This is a genomic window from Micromonospora sp. NPDC005194, from assembly GCF_040608335.1.
In the GTDB taxonomy this organism is placed as follows: Bacteria; Actinomycetota; Actinomycetes; order Mycobacteriales; family Micromonosporaceae; genus Micromonospora.
On sequence record NZ_JBEXIA010000021.1, the window covers coordinates 34,943 to 52,248 of the forward strand.

The 17,306-nt window shown below is 71.7% G+C and carries 16 protein-coding genes; 7 read left to right on the forward strand and 9 right to left on the reverse strand.

Features of this window, described 5'->3' with window-relative positions:
- Positions 1–3 precede the first annotated feature (3 nt).
- A complete protein-coding gene (locus tag ABZU53_RS18955; protein ID WP_355066882.1) occupies positions 4–717 on the reverse strand; it encodes a CDP-alcohol phosphatidyltransferase family protein in 714 nt (237 codons plus the stop codon).
- A 21-nt stretch (positions 718–738) separates the two neighbouring features.
- Entirely contained in the window at positions 739–1,656 is a 918-nt protein-coding gene (gene metF / locus ABZU53_RS18960; protein WP_355066883.1) for a methylenetetrahydrofolate reductase [NAD(P)H], read from the reverse strand.
- 802 nt (positions 1,657–2,458) lie between these two features.
- Here metF and ABZU53_RS18965 point away from each other — a divergent pair.
- The 3 genes from ABZU53_RS18965 (at position 2,459) to ABZU53_RS18975 (ending at position 4,946) form a co-directional block, all read left to right on the forward strand.
- Complete coding sequence (locus tag ABZU53_RS18965; protein WP_355066884.1) at positions 2,459–3,235, forward strand: GntR family transcriptional regulator; 777 nt, start codon at positions 2,459–2,461, stop codon at positions 3,233–3,235.
- 229 nt (positions 3,236–3,464) lie between these two features.
- The gene (locus ABZU53_RS18970; RefSeq protein WP_354862760.1) at positions 3,465–3,854 is read left to right on the forward strand and encodes a helix-turn-helix transcriptional regulator; all 390 of its coding nucleotides are present in this window, start codon (positions 3,465–3,467) and stop codon (positions 3,852–3,854) included.
- 9 nt (positions 3,855–3,863) lie between these two features.
- Positions 3,864–4,946 carry a polyprenyl synthetase family protein gene (locus ABZU53_RS18975; protein WP_354862758.1) on the forward strand — a complete coding sequence of 361 codons (1,083 nt, stop codon included), beginning with the start codon at positions 3,864–3,866 and terminating at the stop codon, positions 4,944–4,946.
- 122 nt (positions 4,947–5,068) lie between these two features.
- Here ABZU53_RS18975 and ABZU53_RS18980 read toward each other — a convergent pair whose 3' ends face one another.
- Entirely contained in the window at positions 5,069–5,458 is a 390-nt protein-coding gene (locus ABZU53_RS18980) for an Rv2175c family DNA-binding protein (RefSeq protein WP_355066885.1), read from the reverse strand.
- 201 nt (positions 5,459–5,659) lie between these two features.
- Here ABZU53_RS18980 and pknB point away from each other — a divergent pair, with 201 nt between their 5' ends.
- Both pknB and ABZU53_RS18990 read left to right on the forward strand, forming a co-directional pair.
- On the forward strand, positions 5,660–7,648 hold the full coding sequence (gene pknB, locus ABZU53_RS18985) for a Stk1 family PASTA domain-containing Ser/Thr kinase (protein WP_354858255.1): 1,989 nt from the start codon (positions 5,660–5,662) through the stop codon (positions 7,646–7,648).
- Entirely contained in the window at positions 7,648–8,514 is an 867-nt protein-coding gene (locus tag ABZU53_RS18990; protein ID WP_355066886.1) for a deoxyribonuclease IV, read from the forward strand. The genes pknB and ABZU53_RS18990 overlap by 1 nt, the downstream gene beginning before the upstream one ends.
- Before the next feature lie 121 nt (positions 8,515–8,635).
- On the opposite strand, the gene ABZU53_RS18995 is transcribed toward ABZU53_RS18990, so the two are convergent.
- The 4 genes from ABZU53_RS18995 to ABZU53_RS19010 all read right to left on the reverse strand — a co-directional run bounded on the left by ABZU53_RS18995 (position 8,636) and on the right by ABZU53_RS19010 (position 13,582).
- On the reverse strand, positions 8,636–9,667 hold the full coding sequence (locus ABZU53_RS18995) for a GntG family PLP-dependent aldolase (RefSeq protein WP_355066887.1): 1,032 nt from the start codon (positions 9,665–9,667) through the stop codon (positions 8,636–8,638).
- Positions 9,668–9,702: 35 nt separating this feature from the next.
- Positions 9,703–11,109 carry a class II 3-deoxy-7-phosphoheptulonate synthase gene (locus ABZU53_RS19000; protein WP_354858250.1) on the reverse strand — a complete coding sequence of 469 codons (1,407 nt, stop codon included), beginning with the start codon at positions 11,107–11,109 and terminating at the stop codon, positions 9,703–9,705.
- Positions 11,110–11,200: 91 nt separating this feature from the next.
- Positions 11,201–11,713: a nuclear transport factor 2 family protein gene (locus tag ABZU53_RS19005; RefSeq protein ID WP_355066888.1), complete on the reverse strand. Its 513-nt coding sequence runs from the start codon at positions 11,711–11,713 to the stop codon at positions 11,201–11,203.
- Between the two features lie 234 nt (positions 11,714–11,947).
- On the reverse strand, positions 11,948–13,582 hold the full coding sequence (locus ABZU53_RS19010) for a glycosyl hydrolase family 18 protein (protein WP_355066889.1): 1,635 nt from the start codon (positions 13,580–13,582) through the stop codon (positions 11,948–11,950).
- A 176-nt stretch (positions 13,583–13,758) separates the two neighbouring features.
- On the opposite strand from ABZU53_RS19010, the gene ABZU53_RS19015 reads away from it, so the two are divergent.
- The gene (locus tag ABZU53_RS19015) at positions 13,759–14,253 is read left to right on the forward strand and encodes a glutathione peroxidase (protein ID WP_355066890.1); all 495 of its coding nucleotides are present in this window, start codon (positions 13,759–13,761) and stop codon (positions 14,251–14,253) included.
- A gap of 329 nt (positions 14,254–14,582) precedes the next feature.
- Positions 14,583–15,257, forward strand: coding sequence for an NAD(P)-binding domain-containing protein (locus ABZU53_RS19020; RefSeq protein WP_355066891.1), 675 nt, complete (start codon positions 14,583–14,585; stop codon positions 15,255–15,257).
- 27 nt (positions 15,258–15,284) lie between these two features.
- Here the strand turns inward: ABZU53_RS19020 and ABZU53_RS19025 are convergent, their stop codons facing one another.
- Together ABZU53_RS19025 and ABZU53_RS19030 are read right to left on the reverse strand one after the other, a co-directional pair.
- On the reverse strand, positions 15,285–16,886 hold the full coding sequence (locus ABZU53_RS19025) for a glycosyltransferase 87 family protein (protein WP_355066892.1): 1,602 nt from the start codon (positions 16,884–16,886) through the stop codon (positions 15,285–15,287).
- 102 nt (positions 16,887–16,988) lie between these two features.
- Positions 16,989–17,189: a hypothetical protein gene (locus ABZU53_RS19030; RefSeq protein WP_354858238.1), complete on the reverse strand. Its 201-nt coding sequence runs from the start codon at positions 17,187–17,189 to the stop codon at positions 16,989–16,991.
- Positions 17,190–17,306: the final 117 nt, after the last annotated feature.

The window sequence follows — 17,306 nt, forward strand, 5'->3', positions numbered from 1 at the left end:
CGCTCAGCCGGCGTCGAGCAGCGCGCGGCGGACGGTGGACAGCAGCTGCCCCAGCCCGAAGCCGGCCAGCAGCACCCACACCGCGGTCGCCATGGTGATGGTGCCGGCGGCCAGCTCCGGCTCGATCAGGCCGGCCAGCCCAGCGACCACCAGGCCCGCCAGCGCGACCGAGACCCGGGTGGGTCGTTCGCCGACGGTCACCGCGCCGATGTCGCGCATCCCGGCGGAGACCGCGCGGGCCCGGACGTACTCGTGCAGCCAGGACAGCGCCCCGGCTGCGACGACAAGCGCGCCCGGCGCGCCGACCAGCCAGAACGCCAGCAGCCACGCCACCTCGCCGAGCCGGTCGGCCAGCGAGTCGTAGACGTAGCCGAGCCGGGTGGTGCGGCCGGTGGCGACGGCCACCGCACCGTCCACGCTGTCGGCCACCGCGGCGAGCAGCACGAACAGCGCGCCGAGGAACGGGCCGTCGCCCGGCCGGGTCGCCAGCAACGGTACGCAGAAGCAGAGCAGCACCCCCGCCACGGTGACCGGGGTGGGGCCGACCCGCAGCCGACCCAGCACATACCCGACGTGGTAGGCGAACCGCAGCCAGGCACGCACCACCGGCGCGGCGACCCGCGGGTCGAACCCGCCGTGCAACCGCGCCCACGCCGTGGCGTACTGGTCCCAGTTCAGCTGTGTGCCCACCTGAGGATCAACCGTCGTGCCGGGCATCAGGTGTCGCAGACTCCGTGTTCACACCCGCGCGCCGGCCTTGAGGTTCTGCCAGACCTCTCGGGTGGCGGTGGACCGGTTGAGGGTGATGAAGTGGACACCCGGAACGCCCTCGTCCAGCAGTCGACGGCACATGTCGCTGGCCTGCTCGATGCCGAGCCGGCGCAACGCCTCCGGGTCGTCGGCCACCCGCTCGAAGCGCGCCGCCAGCGCCGGCGGGAAGGGCGCCCCGGACAGCTGCACGGACCGCTCGATGGTGCCGATCTGGGTCACCGGCATCACCCCGGCCAGGATCGGGGTGTCGCAGCCGGCGGCGGCCACCCGGTCGCGCAGGCGCAGGTAGTCGTCGGCCTCGAAGAACATCTGCGTGATCGCGAACTCCGCGCCGGCCCGGCACTTGCGGACGAACTGCGCGGTGTCGCTGGCCACGTCGGGCGAGCGGGGGTGCTTGTACGGGAAGGCCGCCACACCGACGCTGAAGTCACCGGAGTCGCGCACCAGCCGGACCAGGTCCTCGGCGTAGTCGACGCCCTCGGGGTGGCGGACCCACTCGCCGCCCGGGTTGCCCGGCGGGTCACCGCGCACGGCCAGCACGTTGCGCACCCCGACCCCGGCGAGCCGGCCGATCACGTGCCGCAGCTCGGCCACGGAGTGGTTGACCGCGGTCAGGTGGGCCATCGGCAGCAGGGTGGTGTCGGTGGCGATCCGCTCGGTCACCGCCACGGTGGTGTCCCTGGTCGAACCGCCCGCGCCGTAGGTGATCGACACGAACGACGGACGCAACGACTCCAGCTCGCGGATCGCCTGCCAGAGCAGCCGCTCCCCCGCCTCGGTCTTGGGCGGGAAGAACTCGAACGAGAAGGTCGGCTGGCGGTCACGGATGAGCTCCCCGATCGCCGGCTGCGGATTGGGGAGTACCGAGGGAAGACCGAGCGCCACGACCCGACTCTAGCGGGCGACGCCATCGGGACCCAGGAGCTTCCCACCGCCGTACGCGAGTCGGTCGATCCCGGCCCTGCGGCGCGGCCAGGCCGTCTGCGGCGGACTCCACAAACTCAGGTCGGATGAACAACGAACGTCTGGCGATGGCATCACCTCTGCTGTCGAGCTGGTAACAGTCGATCCAGCACCAACCGTCGTAGGTAACCCAGTCAAGCCTTCTGATGACCCGAACGGTTATCGGGCTCATGAACTGAACGCTGACCTTCCGATCAAGCCGCAGAACGTCACCGGCCTTCACGGCTGCTTCCTTGCTCGCCAGAGCTTCAGAATGAGTCCAGGCTCTGAGCTTTGGACAGCCATCCTGCCGGCAGCGTGGGCACGTCTTGCGGATGTGCAGATCCACTATGAAACCGGCCATGATCACGAGAAACGGTGGCTCCGGCCTGATCTCCTCAAGCATTAGGGCGGTCGTCTCGCTGGCTGTGCCGCTTCGCGGCTGGCCGTGCGCTGGTGGTATCTCCCTGCTTCCGTGGCGGCGTAGGAGGGTCACAGGCCACGGGCTGATAGGCCGAGCGCTCGACGACGTCGATCGATTCGTTAGGACGTTGGAACCACTTCCATCGACGCATGAGCTGCCTCCCGAGACCCCTTGGGTGGCCGACACGCAGTGCCTACCCCTAGATCACTCAGCGTGCCGACCACACTGCAACCCTAATCCTGTCTAGGCACCCTGTCCAGACAGGTAATGTCGTGTCATGGCGAACAGGCGGTCGGGAAGATCGGGAGTACGGTGACGGGCGTGCCTACCCCGCACCCACAGCCGCGCCGCTACCGGCAGGTCGCCGACGAGCTACGCCACCGGATCGAGGCCGGCGTGATCGCCCCCGGCTCCTTGCTGCCCAGTGAATCGACCTTGATGGCCGAGTTCGCAGTCGCGCGCGGAACCGTTCGTGAAGCCTTGGCGCTGCTGCGGGCAGAGGGCTTGGTGATGACAGAGGTTGGACGAGGCACCTACGCCCGTCCGATCATGCCCGTGCGTCGACTCGCTTCCGAGAGGTACCGCAAAGAGCTGGAGCAGGTTCGCAGCGGCGAGCTCGGGACGTCCTTCACTGCTGACCAGCAGGTCGAATGGTCTGCCTACAGCCTCGATAAGAGCTTCTTCGAGGTGCCGGCTACCGAGTCCATGGCCGAGCTGTTCGGGGTGGAGCAGGGGACGATGCTATTGGAGCGCCATTTCCTGTTCCGTACTCACGGCGTGCCGCAACAGCTGTCCGTCTCGTCGCTGCTGCTCGACATGGTCGCCGGCACCCCGGTAGCCGACCCGGAGAACGAGCCCTGGCCAGGCGGCAACACGTCACAGCTCTATAGCCTCGGGCACACCGTCACTGGCATCCGTGAGCGGCCGGGATGGAGGATGCCGACGCCGGATGAGGTGGAGGCTCTGCAAATCCCTGGCGGAGTTCACGTCGTGGTGATCACTCGACAGACGTATGTCGGTGAGCGCGTGGTCGAGGTGGCGCGAATCGTCAGGCGTGCCGATCTGGTGGAGTTGGACTACTGGGTTGACCTCACCTAAGCCGACAGACCGGGCCCGCAGCCGGTAGTGCCCGACGCGGGGGCGGTGCGGCCCGGCGACGCGCGGCACGTTCGGCGAAGGAAGCCGTCGTACCCCCGGGGTAGGAAGGGGGAGCGCGGGAGGGGCGGCGGGGGTGGCCCGGTTCCCGCGTGGGGGTCACCCAGCCGAGGTGTGCCCGGCCCGTGGCGCGGGCGGGGTGTCACCGCGTCGACGTCCGCCGGGAGGACCCGTGACCTCGTCCCCACCGCCGCACCGCACCCAACTCGGGCCGCTCCTGGTCCGGCATCGGCTGGCCCGGGGTTGGAGCCAGCGGCGCACCGCCGCCGAGTTGTGCGCCGCCGCGGGCGTGCCGACGTTGAGCCGCCACGAGGTGTCCCGGTGGGAACGGCAGCGACGCGTACCCGGCGGGTTCTGGCTCGGCTGGCTCGCCGTCGTGCTGGACATACCGGCGGCGGTGCTCACCGAGGCGGCCGTGCGCACCCGGCGAACCTGCCCGCCCACGGCCGGCGGGTCGGGCCGACCCGGCGCGGACGGTGCGCGGCCGGCCGGGCGGACCGGTCCGGGCCGTACCGGCGGCAGTACGCGTGGCGGTGGAGCGCGAGCCGGGACGACCCGCTAGCGTCGTGGCGTGACCCACGCTGCTCCCGTGTCCCCCGTCGACCGTGCCGGCCTGCGGGAGCGGGTCGACCGGGCGCTCACCGAGTTTCTGGCCGGCCAGCGGGCCCGGTTGACCCGGGTGGACGAGGCCCTCGTCCCGGTGGCGGAGGCGATCGAAGCCTTCGTGCTCGGTGGCGGCAAGCGCCTGCGCCCGGCCTTCGCGTACTGGGGGTTCCGGGGAGCCGGCGGGGTGGACGGCGACCAGGTCCTCACGGCCCTCGCGGCGCTGGAGTTCGTGCAGGCCAGCGCCCTGATCCACGACGACCTGATGGACCGTTCCGACACCCGGCGCGGCGAGCCGGCGGTGCACCGGCGGTTCGCGACCCGGCACCGGGCGGCCGGCTGGGGCGGCGACCCGGACGGGTTCGGCGACTCCGCCGCGATCCTGCTCGGTGACCTCTGCCTGGTGTGGTCCGACGAGCTGCTGCACTCCGCCGGCCTGGACCTGCGGGCGGTGGCCCGGGCCCGGCCGGTCTTCGACGAGATGCGCACCGAGGTCACCGTCGGGCAGTACCTCGACGTGCTGACCCAGGTCACCGGGGACACGTCGGTGGAACGGGCCAGCAAGGTCGCCCGGTACAAGTCGGCGAAGTACACCGTCGAGCGTCCGCTGCTGCTCGGCGCCGCGCTGGCCGACGCGGGCGAGGACATCCGGACGACCTACTCGGCGTACGGGTTGCCGTTGGGCGAGGCGTTCCAGCTCCGCGACGATGTGCTGGGGGTCTTCGGTGACCCGGCGCAGACCGGCAAGCCGGCCGGGGACGACCTGCGCGAGGGCAAGCGCACCTATCTGGTGGCGGCGGCCGTGGAGGCCACCGACGACGCGGGCCGGGAGCTGCTGCTCAGCCAGCTCGGCGACCCGGGCCTGGACGAGCGGGGCGTGGCCCGGCTACGCGAGCTGATCGACGCGAGCGGGGCGCTGGCCCGCACCGAGCAGCGGATCGTCACACTCACCGACTCCGCGCTCGCCGCGCTGACGGCCGTCGACCTGGACACCGAGGCCCGCCAGGCCCTGGTAGACCTGGCCATAGCGGCAACCCGCCGAGCCGACTAACCCCGTCCCCCCTCCCCCACCCCCTCCCGGAGCGCGTCGATCATGAAGTTGTTGCCCACGCGCGCGGCGTGTCGTGGCAACAACTTCATGATCGACGGTGAATCTGGAGGCCCGGGAGTCGTCTAGAAGCCCAGGGCCTGGGCTCGGCGCTTGACCTCGCGGGCCTGGTCGCCGGAGAGGGCCGCGGCCGGGGTGTCGCCGGGAAGCGTGTCGTCCGGCTCGTAGAGCCAGCGCAGCGCCGCCTCGTCGTCGTAGCCGTTGTCGGCGAGCAGGTTGAGCACGCCGGGCAGGTGCTTGAGAACTGTCTCGTTGGCCACCAGCTCCGCGGGTATCCGGCGGATGCCGTCGCGGCGGACCGCCAACAGCTCCCGGTCGCGGATCATCTGGTGCACCTTGCTGATCGACACGTCGAGCCGCTCGGCGACGTCGGGCAGGGCGAGCCAGCCCGCCGGGTCAGTGGGGCCGGCGAGCTCGGGGCCGGGTACGGCCTGGTCGGGTACGGATTCGGTCACCCGATCACCCTGCCACGCCGCGGCCGGCGAGGGCCACCGGCACCCCGCACGGCCAGTCCGCGCCCGCCGACGGGCACCGTCGGTGAGCAGCGGATCAGGGCCACCACCGAGGTGGCGATCACGACGGGACGGACCAGGGACGACTCCGGGCTGTAGCATCCTGTTCAACTCCCACCCCCTGGACACATAGACTCCCTGCCGATGGACACACAGGTCGCCGACACGTTGCTGGGCTCGCTGATCGACGGGCGCTACCGCATTCGCGGTCGCGTGGCCCGTGGCGGCATGGCGACCGTGTACACCGCCACCGACGAACGCCTCGAGCGCACCGTCGCAGTCAAGATCATTCACCCGACCCAGGCGCCCGAGGCACGGGCCCGGATCGCCAACTTCGTGGCCCGGTTCACCGACGAGGCGAAGACCATCGCCCGGCTGACCCACCCGAACGTCGTCGCGGTCTACGACCAGGGCACCCACGCCGGTCTGCCGTATCTGGTGATGGAGTACGTCCGCGGCCGTACGCTGCGCGACGTGCTGGCTGAGCGACGCCGGCTCAACCCGGACGAGGTGCTGGCCATCGCCGAGCAGATGCTCGCCGCGATCGCCGCCGCGCACCGGGCCGGCCTCGTGCACCGCGATGTCAAACCGGAGAACGTGCTGGTCGCCGAGGCGCCCACCGGCGGCGTCGCCAACCTGGTGGACAGCGTCGTCAAGGTGGCCGACTTCGGGTTGGCCCGCGCGGTCGAGGCCAGCGCCGACGAGGAGCAGGGCAACCAACTGATGGCCACCGTGGCGTACGTCGCCCCGGAGTTGGTCACCGAGGGTCGGGCCGACCCGCGCACCGACGTCTACTCCGCCGGCATCGTGCTGTTCGAGATGCTCACCGGCCGGGTGCCGTACGACGGGGACCGTCCGGTGGACGTGGCCTGGCAGCACGTCGACCGGGATGTGCCCGCGCCCTCGACGCTGGTGCCCGGCCTGCCGTCGGCCCTCGACGCTCTGGTCCAGCGGGCCACCCGGCGTGATCCCGCCGCCCGGCCCGCCGACGCCGGCGCGCTGCTGGCCGAGGTTCAGGTCGCCCGGGACCGCCTGGGTGACGTCAACAGCACCAGCACCGCCGTGCTGCGTCGGGTGACGGACGAGCCGCCGGTCTCCCAGCCGACCATGATGGTCGCCACGGTCCGCCCGGCCGAACGGCCGACCTGGGCCCGGCTGCCGGAGGGCGCCAGTCAGGGGCCGGGCCGGCGGCGGGCCGCACCGGAGCCGTCGGAGGGTCTGGGAGCCCGGCTCGCGGCGCTGCGCACCACGGTGCTGGGCAATCCGCAGGGCCGGCTGGCCGTCGCCGCCGTGGTGGTGACGCTGGGCCTGGTGGCCGCGCTGGGCGGCTGGTGGTTCGGTGTCGGCCGCTACACGTCCGCCCCGCAGCTGGTCAGCCTGAGCAAGACCGACGCGCAGGCCCAGGCCGAACGCGCCGGCCTGACCCTGGCGTACGGGGAGCCGCGCTACGACGAGAAGGCTCCGAAGGACAGCGTGCTCGGGCAGGACCCGGCCTCGGCCAGCAAGATCGTCAAGGGTGGCACGATCACCCTGACCCTCTCGCTGGGTCCGGAGCGCTTCCCGGTACCGGACGTGATCGGCAAGGAGTACGAGCTGGCCGAGGCCGATCTGGTCAACGTCAAACTGGTGGTGGCCAAGGGCACCCCCCGTTACGACGACACCCTGCCGGCCGGCGTCGTCCTGGACAGCTCCCCGAAGGTGGGGGCCGAGGTCAAGCCGGGCACGAAGATCACCCTCATCCTGAGCCGAGGCCGGGCGCCGGTGTCGGTGCCGAACCTGGTCGGCAAGAGCCTCACCGATGCGCGGGCCACCCTGAGCGGGCTTGGCCTGGTGCCGGTGGAGACCTTCAAGGACTCCGACAAACCCAAGGACGAGATTCTCAGCCAGAGTCCGGCCGACGGCGCGGGCGTGGAGAAGGGCACCCAGGTCAAGCTGGAGATCAGCAAGGGTCCGCCGCTGGTCGTCGTGCCCCGGGTGATCGACCTGCCCTGCCCGCAGGCTAAGCAGTTGCTGGAGAGCCAGGGCTACCCGGTGACCGTCGCGTTCAACCCGAACGCCACGGTCCGGATCCAGGCCCCGGGCGAGAATTCACAGGTGCCCCCGGGCACCCCGGTCACCATCACGTGTTTCTGATGCCGAGGCTTCGTTCGCGGCCGGTGGGCGCGCACACTCCGACCTCCGGGGGGTTGGCGAAGGCCGCCCTGCCGTACGTCGACGCGACCGGCGCCGAGGCCGTGCAGGTGTACGTCTCCAACTCGCGAGGCTGGGCGCTGCCCCCGGGTGACCCGGCGCAGGACGCGCTGTTCCGCGAGGGCTGCGCCGAGCGGGGCATCCCCGCGTTCATCCACGCCTCGCTGCTGGTCAACCTGGGCTCACCCACGCCGGCCACGGTCGAGAAGTCGGCGCAGACGCTGGCGCACGCGCTGCGCCGGGGTGTGGCGATCGGCGCGCGGGCGGTGGTGTTCCACGCCGGCAGCGCGGTCGACGAGGGGTACGCCGAGGCGGCGATGCGGCAGGTCCGTCGGGAGCTGCTGCCCCTGCTCGACTGGGCCGCCGAGGCCGGTGGGCCGATGCTGCTGGTCGAGCCGAGCGCCGGTGGCGGCCGCTCGCTCGCCTCCCGCGTGGAGCAGCTCGGGCCCTACCTCGACACGGTGGACCGGCATCCCATGCTCGGGGTCTGCTTCGACACCTGCCACGCCTGGGCCGCCGGTCACGACCTGGCCGCCGAGGGCGGGATGACCGCGACCCTGGACACGCTGGTGGCCACCGTGGGGCCCGACCGGTTGCGGCTGGTGCACGCCAACGACTCGAAGGATCTGTGCGGCTCGACCCGGGACCGGCACGAGAACATCGGCAAGGGCACCATCGGCGAGCCGGCCTTCGCGGAGCTGATGGCCCATCCGGCCACCGCCGGTGTCCCCGTGGTGGTGGAAACCCCCAGCGAGAAGCAGCTCGGCCACACCGCCGACATAGCAACCCTCAACCGCCTGAACCCCTAACCCCCCACCCGCACCCCACCCGGCCCCGGGCCCTCCGGGCCCGCCCCCCGGGGTGATCAAGAGCTTTGCGTCAGAATCCGGTCTCCGGATGACGCAAAGCTCTTGATCAACAAGGGGTGGGTCAGGCGGCCAGGATCTTGGTCAGGGCGGTGGCCGCTCGGTCGATCGCGGTGTCGTCGACGCCCAGGTGGGTGACCAGGCGGGCGGTACGGGGGCCGAGCACCGAGACCAGTACGCCCTCCGCGCGTGCGGCGGCGGCCAGAGCGCGGGCGTCCAGCGCGTGCTTGGTCAGGTCCAGCGGGACGAGGTTGGTGCGGACCGCTGTGGCGAGCACCCCGAACGGCGCGACCGCCTCGGCGAGCCGGGCCGCCCTCGCGTGGTCCTCGGCCAGCCGGTCGACGTGGTGCGCGAGGGCGTACCGGCCGGCGGCGGCGAGGATGCCGGCCTGGCGCATGCCGCCGCCCATCCGCTTGCGGATCAGCCGGGCCCGTTCGATCTTCTCCGCGCTGCCCACCACCAGCGAGCCGACCGGCGCGCCGAGCCCCTTGGAGAGGCAGACGGACAGCGTGTCGAAGAGCCGGCCGTACTCGGTCAGCGGCACCCCGTCGGCGACGTGCGCGTGCCAGATCCGGGCGCCGTCGCAGTGCAGCGCCGCCCCCGCGTCGTCGGCGACACCGCGCAGCTCCCGCAGGGTGGCCAGCGGGATCACGCCGCCACCGCCCCGGTTGTGGGTCTGCTCGACGGCGATCGCGCGGGTGGGCACGGCGAAGTAGCCGTCCAGACGGATCATCCGGGCGACCAGCTCCGGGTCGATGTCCGCGCCGACAGCGGGCCAGGTCCGCGAGGAGATCCCGCCGTACGCGGCCGCGGCGCCGATCTCGTACGTGACGACGTGCGCGTCGGCGTCGCAGAGCAGCTCGTCGCCGGGCGAGACCAGCAGTTGCAGGGCGATCTGGTTGGCCATCGACCCACTCGGGGCGAAGAGCGCCGCCTCGTGCCCGAACAGCGCGGCGACCTCCGCCTCCAGCGCGTTCACGGTGGGATCCTCGCCGTAGACGTCGTCACCGACCTCGGCGGCGGCCATCGCCTCCCGCATCCCGGCGGTCGGCCGGGTCACCGTGTCGGACCGCAGGTCCACGAACGCGTCAGCCATGATCATCCCTTCGTCCGTCGACTGCGGGGCCCGCGTCAGCCACGCAGCATCTCCGCCACGAGGAAGGCCAGCTCCAGCGACTGCTGGGTGTTCAGCCGAGGATCGCAGGCGGTCTCGTACCGGTCGGGCAGGTCGAGGTCCTCGATTCCCTGGGCGCCGCCGAGACACTCGGTGACGTCCTCACCGGTCAACTCGACGTGCAGGCCGCCGGGGTGGGTGTCCAGGCCACGGTGCACCTCGAAGTAGCCGAGCACCTCGTCGACGATCCGGTCGAAGTGCCGGGTCTTGTAGCCGTTGGACGACTCGTGGGTGTTGCCGTGCATCGGGTCGCACTGCCAGACCACCTTGGCGCCGGAGGCCGTGACCTTGGCCACGATCGGCGGCAGGGCGTCGCGGACCCGGTGGTTGCCCATCCGGCTGATCAGGGTGAGCCGGCCGGGGATGTTGTCCGGGTTGAGCTTCTCGCACAGCTCGATCGCCTCGTCCGGGGACGTGGTCGGGCCGAGCTTGACGCCGATCGGGTTGGCGATCCGGGAGATGAAGTCGATGTGCGCGCCGGTGATCTGCCGGGTGCGCTCGCCGACCCAGAGGAAGTGCCCGGACAGCCCGTACGCCCGGCGGTCAGAGACCCGGGTGAGCGCCCGGTCGTACTCCAGGGCGAGGGCCTCGTGGGAGCAGTAGAGGGTGACGGTCCGCAGCGCCTCGTCGTCGGTCATCCCGCAGGCCCGGATGAAGGCCAGCGCCCGGTCGATCTCCCGGGCGATCGCCTCGTAGCGCTCCCCCGCCGGGGAGGTCTTCACGAAGCCCTTGTTCCAGTCGTGCACCGCGTGCAGGTCGGCGAGCCCACCGGCGAGGTACGCCCGCAGCATGTTCATCGCGGCGGCCGAGTTGGCGTACGCCCGGATCATGCGCTGCGGGTCGGCGACGCGGGCGGCCGGGTCGGCCTCCAGCGAGTTGATCATGTCGCCGCGGTAGGCGGGCAGGCCACGCGCGTCGGTGGGCAGCGAGCGCGGCTTGGTGTACTGGCCGGCGACCCGGGCGACCTTGACCACCGGCAGCGACGCGCCGTAGGTGAGCACGATCGCCATCTGGAGCAGGGTGCGGGCGTTGGCCAGCAGGTGGCTCTCGGTGTTGTCGACGAAGGTCTCGGCGCAGTCACCGCCCTGGAGCAGGAACGCCTTGCCCTCGCAGACCAGGGCCAGCTTCTGCCGGAGCTGGTCCACCTCGTAGGGCGCGACGACCGACGGCACGGTGTCGAGCACCTTGCAGACCTCGGCGACGGCGGCCGGATCGGACCACGGTGGGGTCTGCTCGCGGGGCAGCTCCCGCCAGCGGTCCAGACCGAGGGCGGCGTCCTCGGCGGAGTCGACTGTCGGACGGCTGGTCTGCAGGCCCGGGCTGCCTACCGCGGGATGGCTCAGCTGATGCCACTCATGGCGCATGAGAGAAAGCGTACGGCGACCGTGGTCGTACCCGAGCGGCGAGGGGGACGGTTCCGGCAGATGGGAGATCAATCCCACCGATGTCGGTCAGTCAGGACACCGGTGAGGCGCCGACCCCGTTCGGCGACGGGCTGGCGGCGGGGTTACCGCCCGGCGCCTCCCCGGCGATGCACCAGTCGCCGCCGTCGCGGGTGACGGTGAACACCAGCGGGCGGGTGACCTTGCTCTTTCCGGCGGTGACCGAGACCGAGACGCTGACCTCCTGGCCGCGCGGGCCGGACCGGACGTCAGTGATGGCCGCCTCGGGCACCTCGAAGTGGTCGGCGAAGTCGCCGTTGGGGCCGGTGGCGGCCAGGTCGAACCCTTCGTGCAGCAGCTCGCAGAGCTGGCTGCGGCCGGCGGCGACGTCCTTGGCGGTCATCGCGTCGAGGTACGCCTGCACGCGCTCGCGGGACCGGGTGCCGGCCTCCTCGGCGGGGGCACGCTCGGGCTTGGCGGTCGACTCGTCCTCGTCACCGCCGCCGATCCCGCAGCCGACCAGGGCGGCCGGGAGCAGCACCAGGCCGGTGGCGGCCGCCGCCAGCCTGCGGTGGATCGGGCGCATGACCACCTCCGTCGACGGGGAATCGAGACGTGCCGAGCCGCGAGTCTGCCACATCGGGCCCGACCTGCCCAAGGCCGGCGGCCCGGCCGACCCGCCTAAGGCCGACGGCCCGGCCGACCCGCCCCACGCCGGCGGCCCGGCCGACGCTGGGCGTCGACCGGGCCGGTACGGCACGGGCGGGGAGAGGCGGTGCGGGCCCCTCCCCGCCGTGTGGGTGGTGCGTCGACCGTCGGCTCAGCCGAGGCCGCCCTTGATGGCGCCGATGAGCTCGCCGTTGCTGGTGTCGCCGGAGAGCTCCCAGAAGAACGCGCCACCGAGGCCCTGGTTGTTCGCGTACGTCATCTTGCCGTTGATGGTCGACGGGGTGTCGTAGCTCCACCAGTTGCTGCCGCACTTGGCGTACGCGGTGCCGGCGATCGTGCCGGTGGCCGGGCAGGTGTTCTTGAGGACCTTGTAGTCCTCGATGCCCGCCTCGTAGGTGCCCGGCGCCGCGCCGGTGGCGCTGCCGCCCGGCGCGGCCTGCGTGACGCCCGTCCAGCCCCGACCGTAGAAGCCGATGCCGAGCAGCAGCTTGTTGGCCGGGATGCCCTTGCTCTTGAGCTTCTGGATCGCCGCGTCGGAGTTGAAGCCCTGCTGCGGAATGCCGGTGTACGAGGTGAGCGGCGAGTGCGGCGCCGTCGGGCCCTGGGCGTTGAAGGCGCCGAAGTAGTCGTACGTCATCGGCATGAGCCAGTTGAGGTTGCCGATGGCGCCGGCGTAGTCGGTGGCGTCGATCTTGCCGCCGTTGCTGCCGTCCGCGGTGATCGCCGCGGTGACCAGGGCGCTGGACCCGAACTTCGACCGCAGGGCGCCGATCACGTTCTTGAACGCGTTGGGGCCGCTGCTGTCGCAGGTCAGGCCGCAGGCGTTCGGGTACTCCCAGTCGACGTCGATGCCGTCGAAGACGTCCGCCCAGCGCGGGTCCTCGACCAGGTTGTAGCAGCTCTCGGCGAACGCGGCCGGGTTCTGGGCGGCCTGGGTGAAGCCGCCGGACCAGGTCCAGCCGCCGAACGACCAGATCACCTTGAGGTGCGGGTTCAGCTGCTTGAGCTTGCGCAGCTGGTTGAAGCTGCCGCGCAGCGGCTGGTCCCAGGTGTCGGCGACGCCGTCCACGCTCTCCGCCGCCGTGTACGCCTTGTCGTAGTCGGCGTAGCTGTCACCGATGGTGCAGCGACCGCCCGTGGTGTTGCCGAAGGCGTACAGGATGTGGGTCAGCTTGGCGGCCGAGCCACTGGTCTGGATGTTCTTGACGTGGTAATTGCGCCCGTAGACGCCCCACTCGGCGAAGTAGCCGACGACCTTCTTGCCGCCCGTGTTCGGCGGGGTGGTGGTCGGGGGCGCCGTGGTGGGCGGAGCGGTGGTGGGCGGCGCCGTGGTGGGTGGGGCCGTGGTGGGCGGCGCGGTGGTGGTCGGCGGGGTGGTCGGGGTGCCACCGCCGCACGGTGCGCCGTTGACGGTGCAGTTCAGCGGCGCCTTGTAGGCGCCGGTGCCGTTGTAGCCCCAGCTGAACGAGGCGCCGGGCGCGAGGCTGCCGGCCCAGCTCTTCTTGACGGCGACGTAGTGGTTGCCGCTGCTCGTGACGTCGGCGTCCCACGCGCTGCTGATGGTGGTGCCTGACGGCAGGTCGAACTCGATGCGCCAGGTGGCGACCGTGGCGCTGGAGCCGTTGGTCACGGTCACCTTCGTCTCGTGACCGGTCCCCCAGTCCTGCGCCTTGGCGAACGTGGTGGTGACCGAGCCGGCACCGAACGCGGTCGTCATCGGCACCGCCGCGACCGTCACGGCGACCACGGCACCGGCCCAGAGGGCCCGGCGGAGCGATCTTTTCATAAGGCGTCTCCCGAACTGTTAGGAAACTTTCCAAAAGAGATGGTGAGACGGTACTCACGCCGTCATCAGTTCGTCAAGATGTCCATGTTTCGATTTTTTCTGGTGCGTGGACTGCGCCCGCACCGAGCCGCCGGTCAGCGGTCGGGGGTCGCGGGCCGGCGCGTAGCCTCGGGCCCATGACCGTCTTCGACATCCCGATCGACGCCCTCAGCGGCGGGCCCGCCGACCTCGCCCAGTACCGGGGCCGGGCGCTGCTGGTGGTCAACGTCGCCTCCCGGTGCGGCCTCACCCCGCAGTACGCCGGCCTCCAGACCCTCGCCGACACCTACGCCGAGCGTGGCCTGGTGGTGCTGGGCGTGCCGTGCAACCAGTTCGCCGGGCAGGAGCCGGGCACCGCCGCCGAGATCAGCGACTTCTGCCAGGTCAACTACGGGGTGACTTTTCCGCTGACCGAGAAGGTCGACGTGAACGGGCCCGACCGGCACCCGCTCTACGCCGCGCTGGTGGACACTCCGGACGCCGACGGACACACCGGGGACGTCCGCTGGAACTTCGAGAAGTTCCTGGTGACCCCGGACGGCACGGTCGCCGCCCGCTTCGCCCCCACGGTCGAACCCGACTCCGACGACCTCCGCGCGGCGATCGAAAAAACCCTCCCCACCCCCGCCTGACCCCACCCACCTCCCACCCCCCTGACCCGCCCGCGGTGATCAAGAGGTTTGCGTCAGCGGGGAGCCTCCACCTGACGCAAACCTCTTGATCACCAGGTGCGGGGGGTCGGCGGCGTCGCACGGACCGACCACCGTCGGGTGGCACATTTCCGCGGGGCCGGTCAGCGACGGGCGTGCGCAGTACGTTGTGCAGAACCGGCTCGCGGCGCAGCCAGGCGTCCGCGCCGGCACACGCCGGCCGGCCGCGCAGCCGCTCGGCGTCGGTCAACCGGAATAACCCACCGTGTCGGTCGGGAATGCGTCGTGGGTGGACGAAGTTGGGAAGAAGCATGACAACTGTGGGACTGATCGGCAGCGGCCACATCGGCGGCACGGTGGCCCGGCTGGCGGTGGCCGCCGGCTACGACGTGGTACTGAGCAACTCGCGCGGGCCGGAGACGCTCACCGACCTGGTCGACGAGCTGGGCGAGCGGGCCAGCGCCGCCACGGCGCAGGACGCGGCGCAGGTCGGCGACCTGGTGGTGGTCAGCGTGCCACTCAAGGCGTACCGGGCGGTGCCCGCGCAGCCGCTGGCCGGCAAGGTCGTCATCGACACCAACAACTACTACCCGGAGCGTGACGGCGCCTTCCCGGAGCTGGACGCTGGTGAGATCACCAGCAGCGAACTCCTCCAGCGGCACCTACCGGACTCGCGGGTCGTCAAGGTCTTCAACAACATCTACTTCAAGGCCCTCGCCGAGCTCCCCCGGCCGTCCGGGGCGGCCGACCGCAGCGCGCTCGCGATCGCCGGTGACGACGCCGCCGCGAAGGCCGAGGTGACCGCCTTCCTGGACCGGATCGGTTATGACGCGGTCGATGTCGGCCCGCTCGCCGAGGGGTGGCGTTACCAGCCGGACACCCCGGCGTACGGCTTGCCCTACTCCGCCACGCCGACCGACTGGCAGCGCCCCGCACCGGCTGACGCCGAGAAGCTGCGCGCCGCGCTGGCCGCCGCCACCCGCTGAGCACCGCCGCCGTCCTGGGACGACCGCCTACCGGGTGGCCGTTTCCAGGGCGGCGGCGAGTTCGTCGTCGTAGCTGGCGATGGGCTGGCCGTCCACGGCGTACGCGACGAGTCGGCCCTGCGCCATGCTCGCCGACCGGAACGAGAACGTCCGCGTACCGGGGTAGGCCGCCAGCAGGGGAATGTCCCGGGGCGCTCCCCCCGGGGCGGAGTAGTACGCCAGCCGGGCCACCTGCGCGGAGACCACACCGTTGACCCGGACCTTCGTCTTCTCCGCCCGGGTGCCGAAGGTGACCGGCGCGTCGGTGGCATAGGCGGCGCACTCGGCCGGGCTTCGACAGACGAAGAAATACCGCGGATTGACGACGTCGCCGAGGGCGTACGCCTTGAACGTCGGGTCCGCTCCGGCGGGCAGCGGTTGCACGGCGAAGAAGGCGAGAGCCACCGCGGCCGAGACACCCACCCGCAGCCAGGCCCGGCCGCCGGCGGATCGCCGGCTGCTCCGGGCGGTCGCGACCGCGACACCGCCGAAGCCGGCCAGGCACAGCAGGCACACGCCGACGGCACGGGCGTTCTCGAACAGGAACTGCACGCCCGGCCGCGTCGACACCGGGCCGAGGACCGCGCCCAGCGAGACGACCATGGCGGCGAGCAACGCCCCACCGGCCACCCGCTGGGTGATGCCGGACGCGCCGACCAGCAGCATCGCGGCGAGCACCGGCCACACCTGATGGTGGGTCCAGGACACCGGGGACGCGGCCACCGTGGCGCAGCCGACGAGGACCGCCGCGTGCCCGGGGCGGCCCTGCCCGGCCAACTGCCGGGCGCGCAGCAGCGCCGCCCCGCAGATCACCGCCACCAGCCCGGCCCAGAGCACGGGCAGCGCCCCCTCGTCGACCCCGAGGCGCAACAGCATCCCGTGCACCGACTGGTTGCCCAGCGAGGCCAGGTTGCCGATCCGCGAGGTCTGCCGGACCGCCTGGGTCCAGTAAGTCCAGCTCTCGCCGGGCAGCACGACCGCCGCCAGCCCGGCACAGGCTCCGAACGTCGCCACCGCGCGGCCGGCGTCGCGATAGCGCCCGGTGGCGAGGAAGTACGCGACGAACAGCAGCGGGGTCAGCTTGATCGCCGCGGCCACCCCGACGAGCACCCCGCGCAGCCGGGGTGGGACGACGCCCATCCCGTCCAGCAATGCAAGCAACACGATGAAGATGCTGACCTGCCCGAAACGCAGGTTGCTCTGCACCGGCGCCGAGAGCATCAGCACCGTGGCGGCCACCGCGACGAGCAGCGGGCGGTGCGACCGATCGGTGCTCAGCGCGACGCCGACCAGGCCGGCGATGGCGACGACCGCCGCGCACGTCGCCACCAGCCAGACGCCCTGGAGTACGCCCTCGCTGACGGCGGTGATCGGGCCCAGCACCAGGGCTGCGAACGGCGGATAGGTGAACGGCCCGCCGTTTCGGGCGCGGTACTCGTACAGCGGCCGGGCGGCGTGCAGATCGGACAGTGCGCCGTAGTAGATGTGCAGGTCGCTGAGCCGGTCGCCGCGCCTGAGCACGAGCACACAGGACACCAGCGCGACGACGCCGAACGCCGCCCACGCCAGCGCCACCCGGCGATCCCGCATCGCCCGAGAATAGGCGAACGCAAGGCCGAGCGAAGGTCCCGTCGACCGTTGGCCGCGCAGTCCAACGCCGACGAGCACGACCTCGACCGTCTGGCAAAGGCGCTATTTCTGGAATAGCACCGACGCGACGTCCGCCACGATTCCGAGAGCCCAGTCCAACTGCGGACAATCGTGATGACCTTGACACTCCAGGCAGCCGCCTGTCTGCCAGGGCCGATCACGCGCTCGGGACCAGTGCGCGTCGAGGACCCGCTCCGCCATGAAGAGTTCGGTCGCCCTGGACACCGGCTCGTCGATCGCCATCGTCCGCACCTTTCCCGAGGTCACGAGATGCCAGCCCTGGAGGGCGGAGGCCATGCGTCGCGCCCTCCAGGGTGGATGGATCGAAAACCTCGGGGTGCTGAAGTCCAGAAGCGTCCG